Consider the following 24680-nt stretch of genomic DNA (forward strand, 5'->3'; position numbering starts at 1 on the left):
CCACCATTCGAACGGCGAAGTCAGGGAGTTGAGCCGACCATGCAGTGTCCCAAGTGCCATGCGGCCATGCACACGTACAACCGCAACGGCGTCCAGATCGAGCAGTGCAGCGGCTGCCGCGGGATATTCCTGGACTACGGCGAGCTGGAGTCCCTGACCCGCCTGGAGTCCCAGTGGGTCCAGCAGGCTCCGCCCGCCCCGCCGGCCCCGCAGGCCTACCCGGCCGCGCAGCCCGCCGCCCCCGCCTGGGGCGCCCCGCAGCACGGCGGTCACCACGGCGGCGGTCACTACCGTCAGCGCGGTTTCGGCCGGATGCTCTTCTCCTCCTGACCGGGGCGTGCACCGGGCCTCCCGGTGCACGACGAGCCTCTCCGGGCATGAAGAAGCCCCCGGCCGCGAGATGCGGCCGGGGGCTTCTTCGATGGTGCGCGATACTGGGATTGAACCAGTGACCTCTTCCGTGTCAGGGAAGCGCTCTCCCGCTGAGCTAATCGCGCGGGTGGTGCACACGGCGTACCCGAAGGTACTGCGTACTGCGTGCGCGATACTGGGATTGAACCAGTGACCTCTTCCGTGTCAGGGAAGCGCTCTCCCGCTGAGCTAATCGCGCGGGACGGTCCGTACGGACCGGATCTTCGGTTGTTCTGCGTGCGCGATACTGGGATTGAACCAGTGACCTCTTCCGTGTCAGGGAAGCGCTCTCCCGCTGAGCTAATCGCGCTTGGAGGTGGAGACGGGATTTGAACCCGTGTAGACGGCTTTGCAGGCCGTTGCCTCGCCTCTCGGCCACTCCACCAGGAGTGAATACAGGGGTTCGGGAAGATCCCCCACATCGAGCGGACGACGAGATTCGAACTCGCGACCCTCACCTTGGCAAGGTGATGCTCTACCAACTGAGCCACGTCCGCTTGTCGTTTCCGTTTCGCTTGCGCGTCCCGGCGACGTGTTGAACTCTAGCGGATTCCTGGGCCAGCACAAAAACGCGTTTCCGCAGCGTGCTGACCTGCGCGCCGATCCGGGTGCCCCGCCGGGCGTCCCGGAGGGTTCGCGCCACGTTCACTCGCCGTGTCCCCGAGGTGGCGGGGAGCCCCCACCGCCCGCGCCCCGGTGTCCCTCCTTCGGCGGACCTAGACTCGATGCGTGTACGACCTTGCTCCGCTGGCCCGCTTCGGCGGCCTCCTCGCGACCGACCTCCGGGACGTCACGCACGACCCCGAAGCCCTGGACTCCGCCGGCTTCTGGGCCGTCTGTGCGGACTTCGAGGGACGGCTGACCTGCGCCCGCTTCGGTGACGTGCGGCCCGATCCCGTCCCCGCGCCCGTCCCGGGCGGCTGGCGCGGCCCCGCCGCCGGTGACTGGACGTCCTCCCTCGACCGCGCCGCGTACATCGCGGGCGTCCGGCGCGTACGCGAGCACATCGCGCGCGGCGAGGTCTACCAGGCGAACCTCTGCCGGGTGCTGACCGCGCCGCTGCCGGACCCGGCCGCCGCCGACGTCGACGCCCTCACCGCGCTCCTCGCCCGGGGCAACCCCGCCCCGTACGCCGGAACCATCCGCCTGCCCGCGCACGGCGTGGAGATCGCCACCGCCTCCCCCGAGCTCTACCTCCGCAGGGAAGGGGCCCTGATCTCCTCCGGTCCCATCAAGGGGACCGGCCGCACCGCCGCCGACCTCCTCCCCAAGGACCACGCGGAGAACGTGATGATCGTCGACCTGGTCCGCAACGACCTGGGACGCGTCAGCGAGACCGGCTCCGTCGCCGTTCCCGCCCTCTGCGCGATCGAGGAGCATCCCGGCCTCGTCCACCTCGTCTCGACGGTCACCGGCCTGCTGCGCGAGGACGACGGCTGGCCCGAGCTGCTCGACGCCACCTTCCCGCCCGGCTCCGTGACCGGCGCGCCCAAGTCCAGCGCGCTGCGGATCATCGAGGCCCTGGAGACCGCCCCCCGCGGTCCGTACTGCGGAGGCATCGGCTGGGTCGACGCCGACGCGGGCACGTCGGAGCTGGCCGTCGGCATAAGGACCTTCTGGATCGACCGTCCCGAGGGCGTGCTCCGCTTCGGCACCGGCGCCGGGATCACCTGGGGCTCCGACCCGGAGCGCGAGTGGGAGGAGACCGAGCTGAAGGCGTCCCGGCTGGTCGCGATAGCGTCGGGCGCCTACGAGTCAGGCGCCCTTGAGGCGAGCGGAAAGGCCACTTCTCGATGAAAATCTGGGTCAACGGCGGGCTGCACGACGCGGAGGCCGCCCTGGTCTCCGTACTGGACCACGGACTGACCGTCGGCGACGGCATCTTCGAGACGGTCAAGGCGGTACGCGGCGAGACCTTCGCCCTCACCCTGCACCTGGAGCGCCTCACCCGCTCCGCCCGCGGCCTCGGCCTGCCCGACCCGGACCTCGACGAGGTCCGCCGCGCCTGTGCCGCCGTCCTCGACGCGAACCCGATGGAGCTCGGCCGGCTCCGCATCACGTACACCGGCGGTCTCTCGCCGCTCGGCTCGGAGCGCGGTGACGCGGGGGCCAGCCTGGTCGTCGGCCTGGGGGAGACCGGCCGTCGCGCCGACTCCACCGCGGTGATCACCGTGCCCTGGACCCGTAACGAGCGCGGCGCCCTCACCGGGCTCAAGACCACCTCGTACGCCGAGAACGTGGTCGCCCTCGCCCGGGCGCGCGAGCAGGGGGCGTCCGAGGCGCTCTTCGCCAACACGGTCGGGCAGCTCTGCGAGGGCACCGGCTCCAACGTCTTCGTCGTGGTCGACGGCCGGATCCTCACCCCGCCCGTCTCCTCCGGCTGCCTCGCGGGGATCACCCGCGCCCTCGCCGTCGAGTGGACCGGTGCGCAGGAGACCGATCTGCCGCTGGACGTCCTGGAGAGCGCCGACGAGATCTTCCTGACCTCGACGCTCCGCGACGTCCAGGCCGTGCACCGCGTCGACGGACGCGAGCTGTCGCCGGCGCCCGGCCCGGTCACCGCCAAGGCCATGCGGATCTTCGACGAGCACGCCGCGCGGGACCGGGATCCGCACCTCGCGTAGCCGCGTCGCGCAAAAACGGATGACGCACGGGCCCGCGGGTGGGTAGAACACGACTGATGACCACCACCCTGCGGCCGGCCGAGCCGCTTCAGCAGACGCCCGACGGCGGCCGATCCCGCACCTACGACGTGTGCGTGAACAGTCGCCGCGTCGGTTCCGTGCACCTCTCCACCGACGCCGGCTTCGGGGCCGCCACCGGCGTGATCAGCCGCCTCGAGGTCCGCGAGCCGGACCGGGGGCGGGGCCGTGGCACGGTCGCGGCGCTGGCCTCGGAGGAGGTGCTGCGGGGCTGGGGCTGCGTCGGGGTGCAGATATCGGTGCCCGCCGACGCCGGACCGGCGCTGCGGATGGCCGCTGCGCTCGGCTACACCGAGCGCAGCCGGAACATGGTCAAGGAACTGCCCGCCGAGCCGCCCGCCCTGCCGGAGGGTATCGAGGTGCGGCCGATGACCGAGGCCGAGTTCGTGACGTGGGAGGCAGGGGCCAAGGAGGGCTTCGCGCGGAGCTGGATCGACCGTGGTGTCCCCGAGGAGCAGGCCCGCGCCAAGGCCGAGAGCAGCCACGCGAGGTTCCTCCCGGAGGGGCTCGCCACCCCCGGGGTCGCGATCCACGTGGTCGTCCGGGACGGCCGGCCCGCCGGGTTCCTGTGGACCGGCCGGATGGAGCTGGAGCCGGGGCGGTGGGCGGCCTTCGTGTTCAACATCGAGGTCGACGAGGCGCAGCGCGGCCACGGTTACGGCCGGGCGCTCATGCTGCTCGCCGAGCGGGTCGCGCGGGAGGCCGGGGAGACCCTGCTCGGACTGCACGTCTTCGCGGGCAACACCCCGGCGATCCGGCTCTACGAGTCGCTGGACTACCGCACGACCCACATCAACAGCGCGAAGGAGCTGCGGTAGGGGAGGGGCGGGAGGGTACGGTCGGACCTGCGGGGTCCGGCCCGTGGACCTCGTTCTTCCCCCCCGTGGACCCCGTCTTCGGCCCGTGGAGCCTGTCTCTTCGGCCTTCGGCCTGTCAGCCGTTCAGGAGACGGTCGGTGATCTCCTCGATGCGCTCGCGCAGGCCGTCCTGGCTCTGGCCGCCGTCCAGCCGCTCGCCGTCGACGACATAGGTCGGCGTGCCGGTGACCTTGATCGCCTTGCCCTCGGCCTCGTCCGCGTCGACCGTCAGGAGGTGTCGGCCGTCGATCAGCGCCGTGTCGAACTCCTCGGCGTCCAGGCCGAGTTCGGTGGCGACCTCCATGAGCACCGGCTCGCCCCGCTCAGCCAGCTCCGCGGTCCTGGCGAGCAGCGCCTCCGCGTACGGCCAGCCCTTGCCCTGCTCGAAGGCCTCCTCGGCGGCCTGAGCGGCGGCGTACGCGTGCTTGTGCTTAGGGAGCGGGAAGTGCCGCAGCTGTACGTCGAGCCGGTCGCCGTACTTCTCGCGGAGCGCGCGGACGTCGTCGAGGGCCTGGAAGCAGTCGGGGCACTGGAGGTCGAACCACGCCTCGAGGACGACGCGGGAGGCGGGCGCGGTGGTGGAGTCACTCATGACAGCAGTCTCCCTCACCGGGAGGAGCGGGTGTCTCCCCACCGGGACCTGGGGAGGAGATCCCGGTGGGGGTGACCCGGAGATCTCCCTGAGACCGGGCCCGGGACATGGCCGCGGAGGCCCTCACCGGTGCAGGATGGAAGGGACGTATCACCCGGGACCTGGAGGACCGCATGCTCGCCGAGACCATTTGCTCCGCGGTGTCCGCGGCGGGCCTGGGCATCGCCGCGATCACGGCGTACCGGAAGCGATTCCTGGCCGCCGCCCGGATCGCGGCCTACTCCCTGGTGCCGATCGGTCTGGTGATGACCGGCGCCGTCGAATGGATCGCCGACACGGCGTTCAGCCCGGTCGCCTGGGCCGGCTTCGGTGTCCTGGGCGCCGCCTGGCTGCTGTTCATGTCCACCCGGTCCGTGGAGCGGCGCCGGGGCGGCCGCAAGAAGGTCACCGACACGGCGGAGCCGGGTGCCGTGGCCCCGGCGGCGTCCTCGCCCTCGCGAGCCGTGACGGCGAAGCCGCAGACCGGCAAGCCGGCCGGAGACGACTTCAGCGACATCGAGGCGATTCTGAAGAAGCACGGAATCTGACCGCTTCTGGCGATTCCCGTTCCCGTGATCGTCCGGCGATCCACGGGAAGGGGTGAACACCCTTGGCGGTGGGGCGTGTTGCGGATTTCCCGGGTCCCGCGTGCGCGATCATCCACCCGAGATGCTGGATACCTCGCGGGAGACCGTCCCCGCCGCCCCCGATGCCCCTGCCGAAGAGCCGCGCGGCTGTCTGTTCGCGCTCTCCCAGCCCCCGCTGATGATCTTTCTCGGGGTGATCGGCTGTCTGCTGCTCATGGCCGCCGTGCACGATCTCTTCGTCCTGTGACGCCCCCGGGCGCGGGGGCGCCACCGCCTCAGCCGGCGGCCTCCTTGCGGCGCGCCCGGTACGCGGCCACGTGCAGTCGGTTTCCACATGTGCGGCTGTCGCAGTAGCGGCGCGAGCGGTTGCGGGAGAGGTCGACGAAGGCCCGGCCGCAGTCCGGTGCCTCGCAGCGCCGCAGCCGCTCCTGCTCGCCCGCCACCACGATGAACGCCAGCGCCATGCCGCAGTCGGCCGCGAGGTGGTCGGCCACCGAGGCGCCCGGTGCGAAGTAGTGCACGTGCCAGTCGTAGCCGTCGTGGTCGGTGAGCTGGGGCGTGGTCCCCGCACCCGCCACCAGCTGGTTGATCAGGGGGGCCGCGATCCGGGACTCGGGGGCCGAGAAGACCGCCGCGAACTTCTCGCGCACCGCGCGCACGGCCCGCAGATCGGCAGGACCGAGGTCGCCCACATCGCTGATCTTGTGCGCGTGTACGAAGGTCCGCAGCCCCTGGATGTCCGCGAGCTCGTCGGCCCGGTCGCCCTGCGGCGCGGTGTTCATCAGATCGACGACGGTGTCGAGGGCGATCCGGGTGTCGTGGGGGATCAGCACGATTCGCTCCCTGGCCGGCCGCGGGCGGGCGCCCGCGGAATGGCGCTGACTTTAGCGCGACCGGGAAAAGGACAACGGCGCCCTCCACCGCGCCGGCTGCGCGGCGGGGAGCGCCGTTGTCGTGCCTATGTGGCTGCCCGCGCGGCGCCGTCGCCCCGAGTCGGACGGCGCCGTGCGGCTCTCGGCCTGGCTCAGCTGTCGGCCAGGATGTGGGAGAGCTCCGTATCGAGATCGAAGTGCCGGTGCTCGGTGCCCGGTGGCACGGCGGCGTCGGTCCGCTTCAGGAACGACTCCAGGGCCCTCGCCGGGGCCTCGAGCAGGGCTTCTCCCTCGGGGGAGCTCAACGCGATGCAGACGACTCCCTGACCGTGACTACGGGACGGCCAGACACGGACGTCGCCCGTGCCGGTGGGCCGGTGCAGCCCCTCGGCGAGAAGGTCGCGGGCGAAGACCCACTCGACCGTCTCCTCGGCTCCGGTGTGGAAGGTGGCGTGCACGGCATACGGATCGGCCGTGTCATACCGCAGGCCCGCGGGTACAGGCAGTGAGGACTCGCTCGACACAACGAGGCGCAGGTGCAGCTCGCAGCTGACCGTGGTGTTCATAAGCGCCAGGGCCTTTCGCTCAGTGTGCGCTCGGGGATTCGCACGTCGGCGAAATCGACATGCCACCTCCGGTGCCGTTGTAAACCCCTCTGTCGGTTTTGTGATCGTTCAGGTAGCTCGTTCGGGGGCGTGTGACCTGCGGTAATACCGCCATACCGGTGAGGGCGTCGCTTCCGGTAAGTTGGGGACCATGAATGCGGAGAGTGACGAGCGCACCGGGGAGTCCGCAGACGGCCAGGAAGCCGAACTGGGATCCCGCGCACCGGAGTTCATCAAGTCCCGACGAGGCCTGCATCTGAGCTGGCAGGTCGGTGTCTTCATCGTGGGACTCGCCGTGGTCGGCGCCGGAGTGGTCATGCTGCCGCTCCCGGGGCCCGGCTGGCTGGTCATCTTCGGCGGCATGGCGATCTGGGCGACCGAGTTCGTCTGGGCGCAGCTGGTCCTCCGCTGGACCAAGCGCAAGGTCACGGAGGCCGCGCAGCGTGCCCTCGACCCCAAGGTCCGCCGAAGGAACATCATCCTCACCACCGTCGGCCTGGTGATCATCGCCGCCCTGCTCGGCGTCTATCTGTGGAAGTTCGGCTTCGTCATGCCGTGGAAGATCACCGAGTGACCCTCGGATGGTGCGGGAGCCCCGCTGACATGCGGTAATGTTTGCGGTGCACCGGGGCGATTAGCTCAGTGGGAGAGCACTTCGTTCACACCGAAGGGGTCACTGGTTCGAACCCAGTATCGCCCACCACCCGGTCCGAAGGCCCGAGACGGAACAGCGTCTCGGGCCTTCGGCGTACCGCCCCCGTCCGCTCCGCGCGTCCGCGCGACCGGTTCACCGCATCCGCGCGACCCGGTCCCGGAGCCGACGGGCGTCCCGCAGGCGCTGCTCGTACGTGGCGCCCACCGCGAGCAGCAGGAGCCCGGCGAGGGCCGGCGGCAGCCAGCGCGGCAGCGCGCCCACCGCCTGCACCACGTACGGCGCCAGCTCGTGCAGCCCGTCCAGGGCGAGCACCGAGCCGCCGAGGACCAGGAGCGCCTGGAGCCGGAACCGCGCGCCGAGCAGGGTCACGGTCAGCGCCGCGACCCCCAGGGCCAGCGGGCGCGGCCACTCAGGGTCCGTCCAGGCCGCGAGGAGGCTCGGCAGCAGCGTCACGGCGAGACCGGGGCCGTACGCCGTCCAGGACGAGGCCTCCGGGTCCCGGCGCCGCCGCAGGAACCCGACGACGAGGGCCGGCACGGTCACCGGCAGGGTGTACGCCTCCGGGGTCGCCACCTCCCACACCGCGAGCCGCACCCAGGTGGCCAGCAGGAACAGCACCGCCGCCGTCCACGAGGCGAACCGCCGCCGCTCGGGGCGCGCGGCCGTCGCCGCCGCGATCACCCCGCCGATGGCCAGGGCGAGCGCGAGGAACGCGGGCCGGGACGCCGCGAGCCCGAACGCCGGGAGCGCCACGACCGCACCGGTGATCTCGACCGGCAGGGCCACCGGGCGGGCCTTGGCGCCGACGGCGGCCGTCGCCGCCGGCACGACCAGCAGGGCGAGCGCCGTCCAGTGGTCCGCGAAGCCGCCGGCGGCGGCCACCGCGACCACCAGCCCGGTCGCGGTGAGCACCGCGCCACAGGCGGCGATCATCCGGCGCGCGCCGGTCCCGAACACGGCCACGCCCCCGAGGAGCGCGAGCAGCACCCCGAGCACCGTGAACGTGGCCGCCCGCACGTCCAGGGCGAGCGCCAGCGCGCTCACGGCGGACGCGAGCCCGCCGGCGTACGCGATCCACCCGAGGACGGCACCGGGCTCCGCGGCGGGAGCCTGGGGACGGGGCCGAGGAGCGGCCCAGGCAGGCCAAGGGGCACCGGGCGCGGGCGCCGCGAAGGGGGCGGAGGAGGCCATGGGGGCGGTGGGGCCGGTCTGCGTGGTGCCCGCCGTCGCGCCGGCCGGCTGTGCGGCCGTGCCGGAGGCGGCCGTGCCGGAGGCGGCCGTGCCGGAGACGGTCGGGACGGACGCGGTCGGGATGCCCGGTCCCTGCGCCCCCGGTGCGCCGGGGCCTCCGGCCGCTGCCGGCTGCCCCGCCTCGGATCGGCGCAGGCCGCGCAGGAGCGGCCCCGGGCGGACGGCGTACGCCAGCGCCGCCGCGCTCGTCAGGAGCTGGAGGGTGAGCGTCGCCGCGTACGGCAGGCCGAGGGAGACCGGGAGCGCGGTCAGGAGCGCCCAGAGCAGGGCCAGGGCGCCGCAGCGGGCCCACAGCCGGGGGAGGGCCGCGAGGACGGCGGCGGCCACCGCCAGGACCAGGACGGCCGTCCCCGGGAACGAGGCCAGGACGCGGTCGGCGTGCTCGCCGGACCAGACCTCGGTCGTCCGGGCCATGGGCCCGAGGAGTCCGGCCGCCACCGGCGGCAGCGCCCAGGCGATCCCGAGCGCCGCGACTCCGGCACCCGCGCCGGCCAGCCCGAGCCGGACGCCGTTCGGCAGTCCGGTCGAGTCCGCCGCGAGGCCCGCGTCCGGAGCCGGGACACCGGCCTCGGACGCCGGTTGCCCGGATCCCGTCCTTCCGCTCCCGGCCGTCGCCGTAGCCGCCGGGCCGGTGGTCGCCGCGGCTCCCAGACGCCACAGCGACGCCAGGGCCAGGCCGCACAGCACGTACGCCGGGACCGTCCAGTCCGTCGGGACCGCCGAGCGCAGCAGGCCACCCACGGCTGTGATCGCCGCCAGGCCCGCCAGCGCCGAGGCCGCCACCGCGAGCATCGGCGTGCGCCAGGCCGCGTACAGCGTCACCGTCGCGCCCACCAGGAGCAGCGCCGCCCCGCTCCACGGGGAGGTGAGCGAGAGCCAGCCGCCCGTCAGGAGCGCCCAGCCGCCCAGTGCTGTCGCGCCGGTGGTCGCCGTGATCCGGACCGCCGTCGGCCGGGTCCACAGCACCACCGCACCGTCGGCCGCGGCCGTGAGCAGCGCCGCCCACGCGAAGGCCGTCGGCCCGCCCCCGGCCGCGAGTACGCCGAGCGGCAGCGGCAGCTGCCCGACGGCCACGGCGGCCGGCAGCGGGATCCGCAGCCGGGACAGGGCCGAGCCGTACGCCGTCCACGCGCCCGCGAGGACCGCGGCGGCCACCGCCGTGTACCCGAGGCCGTCCGTCCCCGGCAGTGCCACCCGGTGCAGCGCGTACGCGTCGAGCACCATCAGGACCAGACCCAGCGCGGCCACCGACTCGGCCGTCGACACCAGGCCCCGGCGCAGCAGCGCCACCGGCGCCGCCAGAGCGGCGGAGGTGACCGCACACAGGACGACCGCACGGCCGCCGATCCCCATCGAGCCCCAGCTCACCAGGGTGAACGCGATCGCCGCGATCGTCAGCAGCGTGCCGCCGAGCGTCAGCAGCACGTTCTGCGCGCTCCGCGGTGTCGAGTCCGCCACCGGCGGGCGCGGGCCGGGTGCGGTCGGTGCGGCCGGCGCGTACAGCACCTGGATCAGCCACGCGCGCCGGGCCAGCAACTGGGACCGGCGGGCGTCGAGTCGGGCCAGCTCACGGTCGACGAGCGCGAGCTCCTCGGCGGGCGGCAGGGAGTTGTCCATGCCCGGAGTGTGGCTCCGGCCGCACCGGGCGGAAAGGCGTCCGGATACTCATCTTCCGGCTCCCGCCGTCTGAGTACGTCCACACTGGGGGCATGGACTGGTGCCGGTACCGCTTCCGCAGCGTCTGGCGGCTCGCCGCGCCACCCGACGCCGTCTACGCCGTCCTGGAGCGGGCCGAGGAGTACCCCCGCTGGTGGCCCCAGGTCCGCGAGGTCGTCCCCGTCGACGACAACACCGGCACCGCCCGCTTCCGCTCCTGGCTCCCGTACGACATCGTCGTCACCGCCCGCGCCCTGCGCAGCGACCCCGAGGCCGGGGTCCTGGAGGTCGAACTCGGCGGCGACCTGGAGGGCTGGGCCCGCTGGACCCTCACCCCGGAAGGCGCCGGCACCCACGCCCTGTACGAGCAGGAGGTCGAGGTCCGGGCCCGTCTGCTGCGCGCCCTCGCCGTCCCCGGCCGGCCCGTTTTCCGCGCCAACCACGCCCTGATGATGCGAGGCGGGCGCCGGGGGATCGTCGCCCGTCTGAAGGGGCCGCTCGAAGAGCGTCGATGAGGGGTGGTGGTCGGGCGACGGGCGGGACGGTTTGAACCTGAGGCGCGAAGGCCTGTATGGTTCAACCCGTTCCCGGGCGATTAGCTCAGCGGGAGAGCACTTCGTTCACACCGAAGGGGTCACTGGTTCGATCCCAGTATCGCCCACCGGGTAGAGGCCGGTCCGTCGAAAGACGGACCGGCCTCTGTCATGTGCCGGGCCGCCGGGCCCGGTTCGGGACCGTCGGGCCCGGTTCAGGCCGCCGTTCCCGGTTCAGGCCGCGGTGCCGAGTTCCGGCCGCAGCGGCCACGACGGGTCCACGGTCTCCGGCGTCCCCTGCCGGGTGAACCACGCCTGGAGGCCCCGCGCCTGCGCCGCGTGCCACACCGCCTGCAGCGTGTGCAGCTCCGCCGGCGTCAACCGCTCCAGCCGCGACGAGAAACGCCGCGCCACCGCCCGTACGACATCGAGCGCAGCCGTCGCGTCCGCCGCCGCGTCGTGCGCCCCCGCCAGCTCCACCTCGTAGTGCGCGCACAGGTCTGTGAGCGTCCGGCGGCCCTTCCGGTAGCGGTCCAGATGCTTGTCCAGGACCCGCGGGTCGAGGACGCACAGCGGGGTGCCCCCCAGATAGTCGCCGAGCGTGGACGCCCGGTGCCTGCGCAGCTCGCGGTCGAGGATCGTCAGATCGAACGGCGCGTTCATCACCACCAGCGGACGCCCCGCCGCACTCTGCTCCGCCAGCGCGCGCGCCAGCTCCTCCATCACCGGAGCCGGCCACCGGCCGTTCCGCTGGAGGTGATCGTCCGTCAGCCCGTGCACGGCGGTGGCCCCCTCGGGCACCGGTATGCCCGGATTGACCAGCCACCGCGTCACCCGCGGACGCGCCCCCACCGTGTCCTGTACGACGAGGGCGGCGGACACGATCCGGTCGCCCTCGACGTCAACTCCCGTGGTCTCCGTGTCGAAAGCGGCCAGGGGCCCTTCGTACCAGTGCATCGTCATCCCTGAACTCCCTGCACACGTGCGGCAGATGGCCAACCCCCTGCCCCGAAACGGTGATACCCGGACTGTTTGCGCCGTACGCGGACCGGTCACAACACAAGGGACGGGGAAGGAAAACGACATGGCGCTCGCCCAGCCCGAGTCGGGAGGGCTGCCGCCCCAGCGGCTGGCACCGACGCGCGGCTCACTCGCCACCACCGCCTGCATGGAGACCCTCCAGGTGGGATACCTGCACGCCGTCGCCGCCGCGGCCGGCTGCTCGCTGTCCCAGCCCTTTCCGGACAACGGCATCGACTGGCACGTGAGCCACGGCTCGCCCGGCCACACGGTCGACGACGAGGTGACCATCAAGGTGCAGCTGAAGTGCACCTACCAGATACCGCCGCGCCCGGCCGGGAAGACCTTCTCGTTCACCCTCGACAACGACCACCTGGTGAAGCTCGCCAGGACCCCGGTGTCCGTGCACAAGATCCTCGTCGTGATGCTCGTCCCGAGGTCACAGGAGGACTGGCTGAGAGCGAGCCACGACCGGCTCGACCTGCGGCACTGCTGCTACTGGATCAACCTGGCCGGACACCCGGTCACGGGACGGCGCCGGACCACCGTGCGCGTACCGACGGCACGGATCTTCGACGACCGGGCGCTCTGCGAGATCATGACCCGGGTCGGCGTGGGAGGGAGACCTTGATGCACCGACCGATCGACGAACCGAGGTTCGGGGACGAGGGGAGCGGGGCCGGACACGGCCCCGTCTCCGTTCCTCCGCCCTACCGGCCCCATCCGGCGCCCGGGGACGTCCCCGGGCCCTGGACCGGGGTCCCGGCCCCGCCCACCGGCCCCTGGGCCGACAGCCAGGGCACACCCGACCCGGGCAGGGTCGACCCGCGCGTCCTGGGCGCCCTGCTCGCCCGCCACGGATGGCGGCGGCGCGGCGGGGCGGCCGGCCGCTACAGCCGCTGGACCCCGCCCGGCAGCGGCACCGGCACCAGCCTGCTCGTGCCGGAGAGCCGTGCCTTCCCGGACTGCGAGGACCTGCTCGGCGAGGCGCTCGCCGCCCTCGCCCACAGCGCCACGCCCTCCGCCCGCGAGGTCCTCACCGGCCTCGCCGTGCCCAGCGACGAGATCCGCTGGTGGCGCGACGTGCCCCCGGGCCCGGCGGGCACGGTCCCCTGGACCGTGCAGGAACAGCTCAGGTCCGCCGCCCGTCAGCTCCTCCTCGCCGGCGCCCTCGCCGTACGGGGCAGGGCCGGCTACTACGGGGCCCGCCACCGGCGCCCCGCCCAGGCCTCCCTGGAGACCGTCGTCGTCGGCGCGGCGCCCGGCGGGCGCGGGCTCACCGCGTTCCTGCCCGTCGCACCGGGCCGCCCCATCGCCGTCCGGCTCTACCACGCCCTCCACGCGGCCCGCGAGGCCACCGACTACCAGCGGGCCACGGGTGGCATGGAGGCCTTCGACGCGGCCGTCGAAGCAGGCGTCAGCCGTGAACTCACCGAAGCGCTCGTGGCGCTGGTGCGGGGCACCGAAGGAGCCAGGATCGCCCTGGAGTGGGCCCCGTCCGCCGGGGCGCCCGAGGGGTGCGCGGCCCGGCCCGAACCGGTCGAGTTCTCGCCCGGCGACCTGCCCGCGCTGCGCGAGGCGAGCGCGCGGTACCTGACCGACGAGCCCTCCGTACCGGTCCGGCTGACCGGCGCCGTCGTCCGTATGCGCCGCTCCGGGCCGCGCGGCGAGGGGACCGTACGGCTCCGGGTGCTCGGCGGAGCGGAGGTGCCGCACGTCCGGGTCAGCCTGGACGAGGAGGCGTACCGGACCGCCGGGCACGCCCATCTCGTCGGGCTCCCGATCCGGGTGGTGGGCCGGCTGGAGAGCCGCGGCGGCTTCCGCCGCCTCACGGACGCGTCCGGGGTCGTCCCCGTCCAGGTCGACGAGACGGAACGGGACCGATTGATGAAGGCCCTCCAGGAGAACCTCGACTTCTTCGAGGAGGCGTGCGGGCCGGACGAGGGGTAGGCGTGGGGCCTGGGGGAAACCGTTTCGCGGGTGGGACGGCCTCCTCGGTACTATCGGCGATGCGCGGCACCTCGTCTCTGTCGCGCACCGCCGGCGCCGGCACCTCGTGTCTGCTTGCGCCCTTATGTACGGAGTACCCGTGTCTGAAGTCCGTGTGACCGTCCAGTCCACCTCGGAAGCAGAGGAGAGGGCGGTGAGCGCGGGCACCACCGCCGGCGCCCTGTTCGCCGACGACCGCACCATCATCGCCGCCCGTGTGGCCGGCGAGCTGAAGGACCTGTCGTACGAGCTCGCCGACGGCGACGTCGTCGAGGGCGTCGAGATCTCCTCCCCGGACGGTCTCGACATCCTGCGCCACTCGACCGCGCACGTCATGGCCCAGGCCGTGCAGGAGCTCTTCCCCGAGGCCAAGCTGGGCATCGGCCCGCCGGTCCGGGACGGCTTCTACTACGACTTCGACGTCGAGAAGCCCTTCACTCCCGAGGACCTCAAGGTCATCGAGAAGAAGATGCAGGAGATCCAGAAGCGCGGCCAGCGTTTCGCCCGTCGTGTGGTGACCGATGAGGACGCCCGCGCGGAGCTGGCCGGCGAGCCGTACAAGCTGGAGCTCATCGGCATCAAGGGCTCCGCCTCGACCGACGACGGCGCGAACGTCGAGGTGGGCGGCGGCGAGCTGACCATCTACGACAACATCGACGCCAAGACCGGCGACCTGTGCTGGAAGGACCTCTGCCGCGGTCCGCACCTGCCCACCACCCGGAACATCCCGGCGTTCAAGCTGATGCGCAACGCCGCCGCCTACTGGCGCGGCAGCGAGAAGAACCCGATGCTCCAGCGCATCTACGGCACCGCCTGGCCGTCGAAGGACGAGCTGAAGGCCCACCTCGACTTCCTCGCCGAGGCCGAGAAGCGCGACCACCGCAAGCTGGGCAACGAGCTCGACCTCTTCTCCATCCCGGACGAGATCGGCTCCGGCCTCGCGGTCTTCCACCCCAAGGGCGGCATCATCCGCCGGGTCATGGAGGACTACTCGCGCAAGCGCCACGAGGAGGAGGGCTACGAGTTCGTCTACTCGCCGCACGCCACCAAGGGCAAGCTGTTCGAGAAGTCGGGCCACCTCGACTGGTACGCCGAGGGCATGTACCCCCCCATGCAGCTCGACGAGGGCGTGGACTACTACCTCAAGCCCATGAACTGCCCGATGCACAACCTGATCTTCGACGCGCGCGGCCGTTCGTACCGTGAACTGCCGCTGCGCCTCTTCGAGTTCGGCACCGTGTACCGGTACGAGAAGTCGGGCGTCGTGCACGGCCTGACCCGGGCCCGCGGCTTCACCCAGGACGACGCGCACATCTACTGCACCAAGGAGCAGATGGCGGAGGAGCTCGACAAGACCCTCACCTTCGTCCTGAACCTGCTGCGCGACTACGGTCTGACCGACTTCTACCTGGAGCTGTCCACCAAGGACCCGGAGAAGTTCGTCGGCTCGGACGAGATCTGGGAGGAGGCCACCGCGGTCCTCCAGCAGGTCGCCGAGAAGCAGGGCCTCCCGCTGACCCCCGACCCGGGCGGCGCCGCGTTCTACGGCCCGAAGATCTCGGTGCAGGCGCGCGACGCCATCGGCCGGACCTGGCAGATGTCGACCGTGCAGCTGGACTTCAACCTGCCGGAGCGCTTCGACCTGGAGTACACCTCCCCGGACGGCACCAAGCAGCGTCCGGTCATGATCCACCGCGCACTGTTCGGCTCGATCGAGCGCTTCTTCGCCGTGCTCCTGGAGCACTACGCGGGCGCGATGCCGCCGTGGCTGGCGCCCGTCCAGGCCACCGGCATCCCGATCGGCGACGCGCACGTCGACTACCTGCACGCGTTCGCCGCCCAGGCGAAGAAGCAGGGTCTGCGGGTGGACGTCGACTCGTCCTCGGACCGGATGCAGAAGAAGATCCGCAACGCGCAGAAGCAGAAGGTCCCGTTCATGATCATCGCGGGTGACGAGGACATGGCCGCCGGCGCCGTCTCCTTCCGCTACCGCGACGGTTCGCAGGAGAACGGCATCCCGGTCGACGAGGCCATCGCCAAGATCGCCAAGATCGTCGAGGACCGCGTCCAGGTCTGATGACCCGATCCGTTCAGGAGGCCCCCGGGGAGTCCCCCGGGGGCCTCTTCCCGTCCCCCGTCCCTTCGCCCTTCTCGTCCTCGCGGGTGAACGCCTGGATCAGCCAGGACGAGAACGAACCCGTCACCGCTCCGAGCAGCGCGAGACCGCAGGCCATCAGGCCCGCCGCCGTCACCCGGCCGATCGGGGTCACCGGCGCCACGTCCCCGTAGCCCACCGTCGCGAGCGTCGCGCAGGCCCACCAGACGGCGTCCCCGAAGGTGAGGATCGAGGCGCCGGGGGCGTCCCTCTCGAAGCGGTAGACCGTGAGCGCGCCCGCGAAGCCCAGCAGCGACACCGTGAGGCCCGAGTAGACCATCACGCGCGCGTAGATGCCGAGCTGCGGCTTGTCGTGGCGGCGCTGGATCTGGTTGTAGATGTTGACCATCCGCACCGGTCGCAGCAGCGGCAGGATCACGACCACCGTGTCGAGGAGATGGGTGCGCAGGAAACGGAGGGGACCGAGGCCGCTGAGCCGGAGCCGTACCGCGTAGTCCACGACGAAGACCGCCCAGGAGGCGAGGGTGACCGCGAGACAGAGGTCGAGCCAGGCCTGGGGGAGGGAACTGTGGCCGAGGACACGGAGCGCGTAGCCCGCCAGGAAGACGACGGACGCCACGGCGAGCGGGGTCTCCATGCGGCGGTCCCAGCGCTCCTGCCGGGGTGGTTCCGGTGACCTGTCGCGCATCGCATCAGCCATCGGATCAGCATGGCCGCTGCATGGATCTTCCGCCCCGGCGACACGTTCCGAACGGGCGAAGCAATATGCTGCACAGCATGACGACTGAGCCGGAGCAGCAGATCGGAGTGGGGACGCGGGACGCGTTCCAGCGCCTGTGGACGCCTCATCGGATGGCGTACATCCAGGGCGAGAACAAGCCGACCGGGCCGGGCGCCGAGGACGGCTGTCCGTTCTGCTCGATTCCGTCGAAGTCGGACGAGGACGGTCTGGTGATCGCCCGGGGCCAGAGCGTGTACACGGTCCTCAACCTGTACCCGTACAACGGCGGTCACCTCATGGTCGTCCCCTACCGTCACGTCGCCGACTACACGGATCTGGACGCGGCGGAGACGTTGGAGCTCGCCGACTTCACCAAGCGCGCGATGGTCGCGCTGCGGGCCGCCTCCGGCGCGCACGGCTTCAACATCGGCATGAACCAGGGCGCCGTCGCGGGCGCCGGGATCGCCGCACACCTGCACCAGCACGTGGTGCCGCGCTGGGGCGGGGACACCAACTTCATGCCGGTCGTCGGGCACACCAAGGTGCTGCCGCAGCTTCTCGCGGACACCCGGAAGATGCTGGCCGACGCCTGGCCCGCCGCCATCTGATCCGTACGCGTCCGGCAGGACCGGCCGCCATCTGATCCGTACGCGTCCGGCAGGACCGGCCGCCATCTGATCCGTACGCGTCCGGCAGGACCGGCCGCCATCCGATCCGTACGCGAAGGGCCCGGGCCACAGCAGTGGACCCGGGCCCTTCGTCGTACGGTCCGGTCACGGTCTCCCGGTCCTTCGCGTACGGCCCGTCACGCGTCGTAGACGTCGGCCTTCTTGGGGCCCGGCTCCTGGATGCCACCGCTGAGGACCAGCGAGCGGTTGGTGAAGCGCTCCGTGTCCACGTTGTGCTCGTCCAGGAACTTCAGGGTCGCGGAGTGGACCGCGCGCAGCACCGGCGTCGCCATCCTTATGGCATCGTCGGCCATGAAGCGGTTCTTCCAGAGCGGACCGGCCCAGACGTGGCGCAGGCCGAAGGGCTCGGGCAGGACCATCTTGCCGCCGAGGAACTCCAGGACCGGCGGGTACCAGGTGAGCGGTGCGCGCACCGCCAGCCGGACGATGTCGTCGGTGTCGAGCAGCGGCTGCTGGATCTCCTTCGTCTCCCAGAAGCGGACCGCCTTGGAGACCTCCTTGGTCTTGGCCTTCGGCTTCGTGGTGAACAGACCGTGCACGGGGCCGAGCGCGTGGCCGGTGACCTCGATCCTGAGCGTGTGGTGCAGCGAGGTCACCGTGACCATCATCGTGAGGACGAGGTTCCCGTCCCAGAGGGTGAACTGCACGCCGAGGTAGTGACGGTTGCCGGCGCCGAACTGCTGGTCGTTGCAGATGCGCTGTATCTCGTGCGGCTTGACCTGGAAGTGGACGATGTTGTCGCCCTCGGGCCGGGTGACCTCGTCGGCGCCCTCGCCGACGGCGGAGACGACCCAGTGCTTGACGGTCGGCTTCGGGAAACCGGTCTTCAGGGAGCCGCGCTCCAGCAGCGAGAGCTCGTCGTGGATCTTGCGGATGACGTCCCAGGCGCGGAAGTCGTGGATCTCCCGGCCGGCCACGGGGACGAGTTCCTCGGCGAGGGTCCAGCTGCCCCAGCGGGTGCCCAGACCGAGGATGCCCTTGGGTCCGGCGTAGAACGCGATGTTGGACTGCTGCTCGGCCGAGAGCTTCTCCAGGTTCAGCCGGAGCTCCTCGGCCGACTTCTCGCCGGGGTCCTGCGGAACGGACTTGGGGACCTGCGGACCGGCGCCGCCGCCGCTGAGCAGACCGGTCCAGCGCTCCCGCAGGTCGACGGCGGACCTGTCGCAGATCCGGCGGGCCAGGAACCAGCCGATGACCGGGGCCACGAGCATGGCGCGCAGATAGTTCGGCAGGATCCCGTCGAAGGGCAGCCTGATCAGCACGAGCGCGGCGAAGATCCCCGCCGCCCACAGCAGGAGGGTGCCGATGATGCTCGTCCGCTTGTTCTCGGAGCCGGCGGCGAGGCGGCGCAGCTGGATGACGCCGAGCCAGAGCAGCAGGCCGGGCAGGAAGAGGATGCCGCAGACGAAGGTGACCATGGTCAGCTGGGCATCGCGCCGACGGCGGATGTGGGTGGCCGCGAGGCAGTGCTCGACGACCGGCTGCGGCTCGGCGCCGAAGGACTGGATGAGGGCCTTGCGGCCGCCGCCGAGCATGCGGACCTGGACCGCGCGGGAGAAGGCCTCGCCGAGGTCGGGCCGGAAGAGCTTCTCCCATTTCCCGGCCTTGAGCGTCGTCTTGTAGAGCTCGTTGTCGGCCTGCTGGATCGTGTCGAGCGGGCTGTCGCGGTACGCGGCGGACGCGAGCGCGTTGGTCGCCCCCGTACCACCGCCCGTGCCCATGAGGGGGACCTGCGCCCCGGGTCCGAAGCCATCGATCGCCACTGCCGCCCCCATCGCCGCGGTTACTTGTGCGGGCTGTTCCCAACTGCCGCGCCCCGCACACCTTCTGAGCTGGGCACCACAGCGTAACCGGGGACCGTCGTGTGCGTCACCGCCTGTGGATATCGCGGCCGAATGACGTTCGCCCGACATGTGCCGGGCGAACGTTCACCGCTGTCACTCCCGTGTCACTCCCTTGCCGCTCCCGTGTCGATCCCTCAACAAGGCGCCCTTTCAGGACTCTTCGCGGACCTTCTCGGCGAGGTGCGGCGGCATCGGCTCGTGCCGGGCGTACGTACGGTCGAACCGGCCCGTGCCGTGAGACACGGACCGGAGGTCGATCGCGTACCGCCCGATCTCGATCTCCGGCACCTCGGCCCGGACCACGGTCCGCCCGGGGCCGGCCTGGTCGGTGCCGACGACCCGGCCCCGTCGCCCCGACAGATCGCTCATCACGGGACCGACGTACTCGTCGGGCACCAGGACCTGGACCTCGGCGACCGGCTCCAGGAGGTGCACGGCGACCTCGGCGGCCGCCTCGCGCAGCGCGAGCGCCCCGGCCGTCTGGAAGGCGGCGTCGGAGGAGTCCACCGAGTGGGCCTTGCCGTCCTTGAGGGTGACCCGGATGTCGACGAGCGGATAGCCGGCCGCGACGCCCCGCGCGGCCTGGGCCCGTACGCCCTTCTCGACGGAGGGGATGAACTGCCGGGGGACCGCGCCGCCGACCACCTTGTCGACGAACTCGATGCCGCTGCCCGGCGGGAGCGGCTCCACCTCGATCTCGCAGATGGCGTACTGGCCGTGGCCGCCGGACTGTTTGACGTGCCGGCCCCGGCCGGCCGACGTGCCGCCGAAGGTCTCGCGCAACGACACCTTGTACGGCACGGCGTCGACCTGGACCCCGTACCGGCCGCGGAGACGTTCGAGGACGACGTCCTGGTGGGCCTCGCCCAGGCACCACAGGACGACCTGCCGGGTGTCCTGGTTCTGTTCGAGGCGCAGGGTGGGGTCCTCGGCGACCAGCCGGGCGAGGCCTTGTGAGAGCCGGTCCTCGTCGGCCTTGCCGTGGGCCTGGACGGCGAGCGGGAGCAGCGGCTCCGGCATGCTCCAGGGCTCCATGAGCAGCGGATCGTCCTTCGCGGAGATCGTGTCGCCGGTCTCCGCGCGGCCCAGCCGGGCCACACAGGCGAGGTCCCCGGCGATGCAGTGCGCCATGGGCCGCTGCTGCTTGCCGAAGGGGGAGGTGAGGCCGCCGATCCGCTCGTCGACGTCGTGGTCCTCGTGGCCCCGGTCGGCCAGGCCGTGCCCGGAGACGTGGACGGTCTCGTCGGGGCGCAGGGTGCCGGAGAAGACCCGGACCAGGGAGACGCGGCCCACGTAGGGGTCGGCGGCGGTCTTGACGACCTCGGCGACCAGGGGGCCTTCGGGGTCGCAGGTGAGGGGCGGTCGGGGCTGCCCGTCCGGGGTGGTGACGGCGGGCGGTTCGTGCTCCAGGGGCGAGGGGAACCCGCCGGTGATGAGCTCCAGGAGTTCGAGGGTGCCCAGACCCTGCGTACCGCCGTCGGCGGCGGGGGCGGCCGCGAGCACCGGGTGGAAGGTGCCCCGGGCGACGGCCTTCTCCAGGTCGTCGACGAGCGTCTTCACATCGATCGACTCGCCACCGAGGTAGCGGTCCATCAGGGTCTCGTCCTCGCTCTCGGCGATGATCCCCTCGATCAGCCGGGCGCGGGCCTCCGCGATCAGCTCCCGCTGGCCCTCGTCGGGCGGGCCCTCCTTCCGTACCCCCGTCGAGTAGTCGAAGATCCGCTCCGAGAGCAGGCCGACCAGACCGGTCGTGGGCGCGTGCCCGTCGGCGCCCTCCTCGCCGCGCACCGGCAGGTAGAGGGGCAGGACGGCGTCCGGGTCGTCGCGGCCGAAGAGCGAGGCACAGACGGCGGTGAGCTCGCCGAAGTCGGTGCGGGCGGTGTCGAGGTGGGTGACGACGATGGCGCGGGGCATGCCGACGGCGGCGCACTCCTCCCAGACCATCCGGGTGGAGGCGGCGACGGCGTCGGCCTCCTGGGCGGCCGAGACGACGAAGAGGGCCGCGTCCGCCGCGCGCAGACCGGCCCTCAGCTCCCCGACGAAGTCGGCGTACCCGGGGGTGTCGAGGAGGTTGATCTTGTACCCGTCCCAGCCGACCGGAACGAGGGAGAGCTGTACGGAGCGATGCTGGCGGTGCTCGATCTCGTCGTAGTCGGAGACGGTGCCGCCGTCCTCGACCCGGCCCGCCCGGTTGAGTGCCCCGGCGGTCTGCGCGAGCGCCTCGACCAGGGTCGTCTTGCCCGATCCGCTGTGGCCGACCAGCACCACGTTCCGTACGGCCGTGGGCCGGTCGGCCGTCAAAGCCCTGCCGGCGGCTCCGGCGGCCGTGTTCGCCTTGTCACCCATGATGTGTTCCTCCCGACTGCTCGCACGGTGCGGCGGGACGCGGGCGCGGGGGAGTGGTGTGTCGCGGTACGGCTCCGGCGGGTGCCCGCGGTGGTCCTTCGAGCTTTGCACCGACGCAAGGAGGCGTCCATACGTCGTACACGGGGAGGGCCCCTCGGAGGGGACGCCGACGCGGCGGGGCGGGTGCCGCCCGTACGTCGGGGCGCGCGTGGCTACGATGGGTGAGCCGGTGGTCGTAGGGGCCGCGCGGCCCACCGAACCTCGGGAAGGCCATGCTGAACAAGTACGCGCGTGCATTTTTTACGCGTGTCCTCACACCGTTCGCCGCGTTTCTGCTCCGCAGGGGCGTCAGTCCCGACGCGGTCACGCTCATCGGCACGGCGGGAGTGATGGCCGGTGCGCTGGTGTTCTTCCCCCGCGGGGAGTTCTTCTGGGGCACCATCGTCATCACCCTCTTCGTCTTCTCCGACCTCGTCGACGGCAACATGGCCCGGCAGGCGGGGATCTCCAGCCGCTGGGGCGCCTTCCTCGACTCGACGCTGGACCGGGTCGCCGACGGCGCCATCTTCGGCGGCTTCGCGCTCTGGTACGCGGGCAAGGGCGACGACAACGTGCTGTGCGCCGTGGCGATCTTCTGCCTGGCGAGCGGGCAGGTCGTGTCGTACACCAAGGCCCGAGGTGAATCGATTGGCCTGCCCGTCGCCGTCAACGGTCTGATCGAACGTGCCGAACGCCTGGTGATCTCGCTCGTCGCGGCCGGCCTCGCCGGACTCCACACGTTCGGCGTGCCCGGGATCGAGGTGCTGCTGCCGATCGCGCTGTGGATCGTGGCCGTCGGCAGCGCCGTCACCCTGGGCCAGCGCGTCGTCACCGTACGACGGGAATCGGCCGAGGCGGACGCCGCGGCGGCCGGGGACGGCGGGGTGACGACATGAGCACGCTGAGGGACGGAACGCCGGAGGGCGGCACGTCGGAGGGGCGCACGTCCGGGGGCAGCGCGCCCGAAGGCAGCACGTCGCAGGACGGCACGTCGGCGGCCGACGTGTCCCGGGGCAGCACGCTGAAGGAGCGGCTGAGCGACGGGCTGTACGGCGCCGGCTGGGCGACCGTCAAGAAGCTGCCCGAGCCGGTGGCCGCAGGTCTCGGCCGGCGGATCGCCGACTTCACGTGGAAGCGGCGGGGCAAGAGCGTCCTGCGTCTCGAGGCCAACCTCGCGCGCGTGGTGCCGGACGCCACGCCCGAGCGGCTCGCCGAGCTGTCGAAGGCCGGCATGCGCTCGTACATGCGGTACTGGATGGAGTCCTTCCGGTTGCCGACCTGGAGCAGGGAACGGGTCGAGCGCGGGATAGACATCAAGGACGTCCACCACCTCAAGGAGGGCCTCGCCGCCGGACGCGGCGTCGTCCTGGCCCTGCCGCACCTGGCGAACTGGGACCTCGCGGGCGTGTGGGTGACCCGGTCCCTCGGCGTGCCGTTCACCACGGTCGCGGAGCGGCTCAAGCCCGAGACGCTGTACGACCGCTTCGTGGCCTACCGCGAGTCCCTCGGCATGGAGGTCCTCCCGCACACCGGGGGCTCCGCCTTCGGCACGCTGGCGCGGCGCCTGCGGGCCGGCGGCCTGGTCTGCCTGGTCGCCGACCGCGACCTGTCCGCCTCCGGCACCGAGGTGACGTTCTTCGGCGACACGGCGCGGATGCCGGCGGGACCGGCGATCCTCGCCCAGCAGACGGGCGCACTGCTCCTTCCGGTGACGCTCTGGTACGACGACACGCCGGTCATGCGGGGGCGCATCCACCCGCCGATCGACGTACCCGAGTCAGGTACGCGGGCGGAGAAGACGTCTGTGATGACACAGGCGCTGGCCGACGCCTTCGCCGCCGGCATCGCGGACCACCCGGAGGACTGGCACATGCTGCAACGACTGTGGCTCGCGGACCTGGAGGAACGCCCGGAGCCCGGCGCGGGTGCCGGGACCGAGGGTGTCGAGCGGGGCGGGGAGCGCGGCGAGTGAAGATCGGGATCGTCTGCCCGTATGCGTGGGACGTGCCGGGCGGCGTCCAGTTCCACATCCGTGACCTCGCCGAGCACCTCATCCGGCTCGGCCACGAGGTCTCCGTCCTCGCGCCCGCCGACGACGAGACGCCGCTGCCGCCGTACGTGGTGTCGGCGGGCCGTGCCGTGCCCGTGTCGTACAACGGCTCGGTGGCGCGGCTCAGCTTCGGCTTCCTCTCGGCCGCGCGGGTGCGGCGCTGGCTCCACGACGGCACCTTCGACGTCGTCCACATCCATGAGCCGACCTCGCCGTCGCTCGGGCTGCTGACCTGCTGGGCGGCGCAGGGACCGATCGTCGCCACCTTCCACACGTCGAACCCGCGCTCACGGGCGATGATCGCCGCGTATCCGATCCTCCAGCCGGCGCTGGAGAAGATCAGCGCGCGTATCGCGGTGAGCGAGTACGCGCGGCGCACGCTCGTCGAGCACCTCGGCGGCGACGCCGTGGTCATCCCCAACGGGGTCGACGTGGACTTCTTCGCGCGCGCCGAGCCGAAGAAGGAATGGCAGGGCGAGACGCTCGGCTTCATCGGGCGCATCGACGAGCCGAGGAAGGGCCTGCCCGTCCTCATGCGGGCGCTGCCCAGGATCCTCACCGAGCGGCCCGGGGCGCGGCTCCTGGTCGCCGGGCGCGGGGACGAGGAGGAGGCGGTGGCCTCGCTGCCCCGGGAGATGCGCTCGCGGGTGGAGTTCCTCGGCATGGTCAGCGACGAGGACAAGGCGCGGCTGCTGCGCAGCGTCGACGTGTACGTGGCTCCCAACACCGGCGGCGAGAGCTTCGGCATCATCCTCGTCGAGGCGCTGTCGGCGGGAGCGCCGGTCCTCGCCGCCGACCTGGACGCCTTCGCGCAGGTCCTGGACCAGGGGGCGGCGGGCGAACTCTTCACCAACGAGGACGCGGACGCGCTCGCGGACGCGGCGATCCGCCTCCTCGGCGACGAGGAGCGCCGCGCGGAACTGAGAGCCCGTGGCTCGGCCCATGTACGCCGCTTCGACTGGACGACGGTCGGCGCGGACATCCTGGCGGTCTACGAGACGGTGACGGACGGCGCGGCGGCGGTGGACACGGACGAACGCGTGGGGCTGCGGGCACGATTGGGTCTGTAGCCCCCCACAGGACCGCCGCCCCACCCGGCCTCGGGC

General features: G+C 72.1%; 23 protein-coding genes and 7 tRNA genes. 17 read left to right on the plus strand and 13 right to left on the minus strand.

All coding sequences use genetic code 11. The features are described 5' to 3' along the window. The first annotated feature begins 39 nt into the window (after positions 1-39). Positions 40-330 carry a zf-TFIIB domain-containing protein gene (locus N5875_RS31560; RefSeq protein WP_318206821.1) on the plus strand — a complete coding sequence of 97 codons (291 nt, stop codon included), beginning with the start codon at positions 40-42 and terminating at the stop codon, positions 328-330. Between the two features lie 92 nt (positions 331-422). Here the strand turns inward: N5875_RS31560 and N5875_RS31565 are convergent. From N5875_RS31565 to N5875_RS31585, 5 genes are all read right to left on the minus strand, one after another. Then, positions 423-497, minus strand: a tRNA-Val gene (locus tag N5875_RS31565). 41 nt (positions 498-538) lie between these two features. Beyond that, a tRNA-Val gene (locus N5875_RS31570) sits at positions 539-610 on the minus strand. Between the two features lie 39 nt (positions 611-649). Further along, positions 650-721, minus strand: a tRNA-Val gene (locus N5875_RS31575). Position 722: 1 nt separating this feature from the next. Continuing rightward, a tRNA-Cys gene (locus N5875_RS31580) sits at positions 723-796 on the minus strand. 39 nt (positions 797-835) lie between these two features. Continuing rightward, positions 836-908, minus strand: a tRNA-Gly gene (locus tag N5875_RS31585). A 232-nt stretch (positions 909-1140) separates the two neighbouring features. Between N5875_RS31585 and N5875_RS31590 the strand changes: the two genes are divergently transcribed. From N5875_RS31590 to N5875_RS31600, 3 genes are read left to right on the plus strand one after another with little or no spacing between them, the layout of a single operon-like run. Continuing rightward, entirely contained in the window at positions 1141-2208 is a 1068-nt protein-coding gene (locus N5875_RS31590; protein ID WP_318206820.1) for a chorismate-binding protein, read from the plus strand. Beyond that, on the plus strand, positions 2205-3035 hold the full coding sequence (locus N5875_RS31595) for an aminodeoxychorismate lyase (RefSeq protein WP_318206819.1): 831 nt from the start codon (positions 2205-2207) through the stop codon (positions 3033-3035). The genes N5875_RS31590 and N5875_RS31595 overlap by 4 nt, the downstream gene beginning before the upstream one ends. A gap of 56 nt (positions 3036-3091) precedes the next feature. Beyond that, on the plus strand, positions 3092-3931 hold the full coding sequence (locus tag N5875_RS31600) for a GNAT family N-acetyltransferase (protein ID WP_338497589.1): 840 nt from the start codon (positions 3092-3094) through the stop codon (positions 3929-3931). Between the two features lie 115 nt (positions 3932-4046). Here the strand turns inward: N5875_RS31600 and N5875_RS31605 are convergent, their stop codons facing one another. After that, positions 4047-4562: a DsbA family protein gene (locus N5875_RS31605; protein WP_318206817.1), complete on the minus strand. Its 516-nt coding sequence runs from the start codon at positions 4560-4562 to the stop codon at positions 4047-4049. A gap of 173 nt (positions 4563-4735) precedes the next feature. Here N5875_RS31605 and N5875_RS31610 point away from each other — a divergent pair, with 173 nt between their 5' ends. Both N5875_RS31610 and N5875_RS31615 read left to right on the plus strand, forming a co-directional pair. After that, the gene (locus N5875_RS31610) at positions 4736-5149 is read left to right on the plus strand and encodes a hypothetical protein (protein ID WP_318206816.1); all 414 of its coding nucleotides are present in this window, start codon (positions 4736-4738) and stop codon (positions 5147-5149) included. Positions 5150-5270: 121 nt separating this feature from the next. Continuing rightward, a complete protein-coding gene (locus N5875_RS31615) occupies positions 5271-5435 on the plus strand; it encodes a hypothetical protein (RefSeq protein ID WP_167346850.1) in 165 nt (54 codons plus the stop codon). Positions 5436-5463: 28 nt separating this feature from the next. Here N5875_RS31615 and N5875_RS31620 read toward each other — a convergent pair whose 3' ends face one another. Together N5875_RS31620 and N5875_RS31625 are read right to left on the minus strand one after the other, a co-directional pair. Further along, positions 5464-6021, minus strand: a complete 558-nt coding sequence (locus N5875_RS31620; RefSeq protein ID WP_318206815.1) for a CGNR zinc finger domain-containing protein — start codon at positions 6019-6021, stop codon at positions 5464-5466. A gap of 191 nt (positions 6022-6212) precedes the next feature. Further along, complete coding sequence (locus N5875_RS31625) at positions 6213-6626, minus strand: SsgA family sporulation/cell division regulator (protein WP_015032345.1); 414 nt, start codon at positions 6624-6626, stop codon at positions 6213-6215. Between the two features lie 190 nt (positions 6627-6816). On the opposite strand from N5875_RS31625, the gene N5875_RS31630 reads away from it, so the two are divergent. After that, complete coding sequence (locus N5875_RS31630) at positions 6817-7239, plus strand: TIGR02611 family protein (RefSeq protein WP_318206814.1); 423 nt, start codon at positions 6817-6819, stop codon at positions 7237-7239. Between the two features lie 54 nt (positions 7240-7293). Beyond that, positions 7294-7368, plus strand: a tRNA-Val gene (locus N5875_RS31635). An 84-nt stretch (positions 7369-7452) separates the two neighbouring features. Here N5875_RS31635 and N5875_RS31640 read toward each other — a convergent pair. Further along, a complete protein-coding gene (locus tag N5875_RS31640; protein WP_338497604.1) occupies positions 7453-10188 on the minus strand; it encodes a hypothetical protein in 2736 nt (911 codons plus the stop codon). A gap of 92 nt (positions 10189-10280) precedes the next feature. Here N5875_RS31640 and N5875_RS31645 point away from each other — a divergent pair, with 92 nt between their 5' ends. Next, complete coding sequence (locus N5875_RS31645) at positions 10281-10742, plus strand: SRPBCC family protein (RefSeq protein WP_338497605.1); 462 nt, start codon at positions 10281-10283, stop codon at positions 10740-10742. 74 nt (positions 10743-10816) lie between these two features. Continuing rightward, positions 10817-10888 (plus strand) — tRNA-Val (locus N5875_RS31650). A 106-nt stretch (positions 10889-10994) separates the two neighbouring features. Here the strand turns inward: N5875_RS31650 and N5875_RS31655 are convergent. Next, entirely contained in the window at positions 10995-11723 is a 729-nt protein-coding gene (locus tag N5875_RS31655) for a 3'-5' exonuclease (RefSeq protein WP_338497607.1), read from the minus strand. Between the two features lie 121 nt (positions 11724-11844). On the opposite strand from N5875_RS31655, the gene N5875_RS31660 reads away from it, so the two are divergent. From N5875_RS31660 to thrS, 3 genes are all read left to right on the plus strand, one after another. After that, a complete protein-coding gene (locus N5875_RS31660; RefSeq protein WP_318206810.1) occupies positions 11845-12411 on the plus strand; it encodes a DUF4365 domain-containing protein in 567 nt (188 codons plus the stop codon). Continuing rightward, on the plus strand, positions 12411-13730 hold the full coding sequence (locus N5875_RS31665; protein WP_338497609.1) for a hypothetical protein: 1320 nt from the start codon (positions 12411-12413) through the stop codon (positions 13728-13730). The genes N5875_RS31660 and N5875_RS31665 overlap by 1 nt, the downstream gene beginning before the upstream one ends. Before the next feature lie 139 nt (positions 13731-13869). After that, on the plus strand, positions 13870-15846 hold the full coding sequence (gene thrS / locus N5875_RS31670; RefSeq protein WP_338497611.1) for a threonine--tRNA ligase: 1977 nt from the start codon (positions 13870-13872) through the stop codon (positions 15844-15846). 13 nt (positions 15847-15859) lie between these two features. Here thrS and N5875_RS31675 read toward each other — a convergent pair whose 3' ends face one another. Next, on the minus strand, positions 15860-16585 hold the full coding sequence (locus tag N5875_RS31675; protein WP_338497613.1) for a potassium channel family protein: 726 nt from the start codon (positions 16583-16585) through the stop codon (positions 15860-15862). Positions 16586-16650: 65 nt separating this feature from the next. Here N5875_RS31675 and N5875_RS31680 point away from each other — a divergent pair, with 65 nt between their 5' ends. Then, positions 16651-17214, plus strand: a complete 564-nt coding sequence (locus N5875_RS31680) for an HIT domain-containing protein (RefSeq protein ID WP_318206806.1) — start codon at positions 16651-16653, stop codon at positions 17212-17214. A gap of 197 nt (positions 17215-17411) precedes the next feature. Here N5875_RS31680 and N5875_RS31685 read toward each other — a convergent pair whose 3' ends face one another. Together N5875_RS31685 and N5875_RS31690 are read right to left on the minus strand one after the other, a co-directional pair. Then, the gene (locus N5875_RS31685) at positions 17412-19070 is read right to left on the minus strand and encodes a hypothetical protein (protein WP_318206805.1); all 1659 of its coding nucleotides are present in this window, start codon (positions 19068-19070) and stop codon (positions 17412-17414) included. 219 nt (positions 19071-19289) lie between these two features. Next, positions 19290-21485: an elongation factor G-like protein EF-G2 gene (locus N5875_RS31690; protein ID WP_318206804.1), complete on the minus strand. Its 2196-nt coding sequence runs from the start codon at positions 21483-21485 to the stop codon at positions 19290-19292. 272 nt (positions 21486-21757) lie between these two features. Here N5875_RS31690 and N5875_RS31695 point away from each other — a divergent pair, with 272 nt between their 5' ends. The 3 genes from N5875_RS31695 (at position 21758) to N5875_RS31705 (ending at position 24644) form a co-directional block, all read left to right on the plus strand. Further along, a complete protein-coding gene (locus tag N5875_RS31695; protein WP_318206803.1) occupies positions 21758-22420 on the plus strand; it encodes a CDP-alcohol phosphatidyltransferase family protein in 663 nt (220 codons plus the stop codon). Between the two features lie 125 nt (positions 22421-22545). Then, positions 22546-23496, plus strand: a complete 951-nt coding sequence (locus tag N5875_RS31700; protein ID WP_338499322.1) for a phosphatidylinositol mannoside acyltransferase — start codon at positions 22546-22548, stop codon at positions 23494-23496. Beyond that, positions 23493-24644 carry a glycosyltransferase family 4 protein gene (locus N5875_RS31705; protein ID WP_338497618.1) on the plus strand — a complete coding sequence of 384 codons (1152 nt, stop codon included), beginning with the start codon at positions 23493-23495 and terminating at the stop codon, positions 24642-24644. The genes N5875_RS31700 and N5875_RS31705 overlap by 4 nt, the downstream gene beginning before the upstream one ends. The last annotated feature ends 36 nt before the right edge of the window (positions 24645-24680 follow it).

The organism is Streptomyces sp. SJL17-4, from assembly GCF_036826855.1.
GTDB lineage: Bacteria > Actinomycetota > Actinomycetes > Streptomycetales > Streptomycetaceae > Streptomyces.

Excerpts from the sequence above, each read along its gene's own strand:
- N5875_RS31560 (WP_318206821.1), top strand. The coding sequence starts at position 40 with ATGCAGTGTCCCAAGTGCCATGCGGCCATGCACACGTACAACCGCAAC.
- N5875_RS31595 (WP_318206819.1), top strand. The coding sequence starts at position 2,205 with ATGAAAATCTGGGTCAACGGCGGGCTGCACGACGCGGAGGCCGCCCTG.
- N5875_RS31600 (WP_338497589.1), top strand. The coding sequence starts at position 3,092 with ATGACCACCACCCTGCGGCCGGCCGAGCCGCTTCAGCAGACGCCCGAC.
- N5875_RS31605 (WP_318206817.1), bottom strand. The coding sequence starts at position 4,562 with ATGAGTGACTCCACCACCGCGCCCGCCTCCCGCGTCGTCCTCGAGGCG.
- N5875_RS31610 (WP_318206816.1), top strand. The coding sequence starts at position 4,736 with ATGCTCGCCGAGACCATTTGCTCCGCGGTGTCCGCGGCGGGCCTGGGC.
- N5875_RS31615 (WP_167346850.1), top strand. The coding sequence starts at position 5,271 with ATGCTGGATACCTCGCGGGAGACCGTCCCCGCCGCCCCCGATGCCCCT.
- N5875_RS31625 (WP_015032345.1), bottom strand. The coding sequence starts at position 6,626 with ATGAACACCACGGTCAGCTGCGAGCTGCACCTGCGCCTCGTTGTGTCG.
- N5875_RS31630 (WP_318206814.1), top strand. The coding sequence starts at position 6,817 with ATGAATGCGGAGAGTGACGAGCGCACCGGGGAGTCCGCAGACGGCCAG.
- N5875_RS31640 (WP_338497604.1), bottom strand. The coding sequence starts at position 10,188 with ATGGACAACTCCCTGCCGCCCGCCGAGGAGCTCGCGCTCGTCGACCGT.
- N5875_RS31645 (WP_338497605.1), top strand. The coding sequence starts at position 10,281 with ATGGACTGGTGCCGGTACCGCTTCCGCAGCGTCTGGCGGCTCGCCGCG.
- N5875_RS31655 (WP_338497607.1), bottom strand. The coding sequence starts at position 11,723 with ATGACGATGCACTGGTACGAAGGGCCCCTGGCCGCTTTCGACACGGAG.
- N5875_RS31660 (WP_318206810.1), top strand. The coding sequence starts at position 11,845 with ATGGCGCTCGCCCAGCCCGAGTCGGGAGGGCTGCCGCCCCAGCGGCTG.
- N5875_RS31665 (WP_338497609.1), top strand. The coding sequence starts at position 12,411 with ATGCACCGACCGATCGACGAACCGAGGTTCGGGGACGAGGGGAGCGGG.
- N5875_RS31675 (WP_338497613.1), bottom strand. The coding sequence starts at position 16,585 with ATGGCTGATGCGATGCGCGACAGGTCACCGGAACCACCCCGGCAGGAG.
- N5875_RS31680 (WP_318206806.1), top strand. The coding sequence starts at position 16,651 with ATGCTGCACAGCATGACGACTGAGCCGGAGCAGCAGATCGGAGTGGGG.
- N5875_RS31685 (WP_318206805.1), bottom strand. The coding sequence starts at position 19,070 with ATGGGGGCGGCAGTGGCGATCGATGGCTTCGGACCCGGGGCGCAGGTC.
- N5875_RS31690 (WP_318206804.1), bottom strand. The coding sequence starts at position 21,485 with ATGGGTGACAAGGCGAACACGGCCGCCGGAGCCGCCGGCAGGGCTTTG.
- N5875_RS31695 (WP_318206803.1), top strand. The coding sequence starts at position 21,758 with ATGCTGAACAAGTACGCGCGTGCATTTTTTACGCGTGTCCTCACACCG.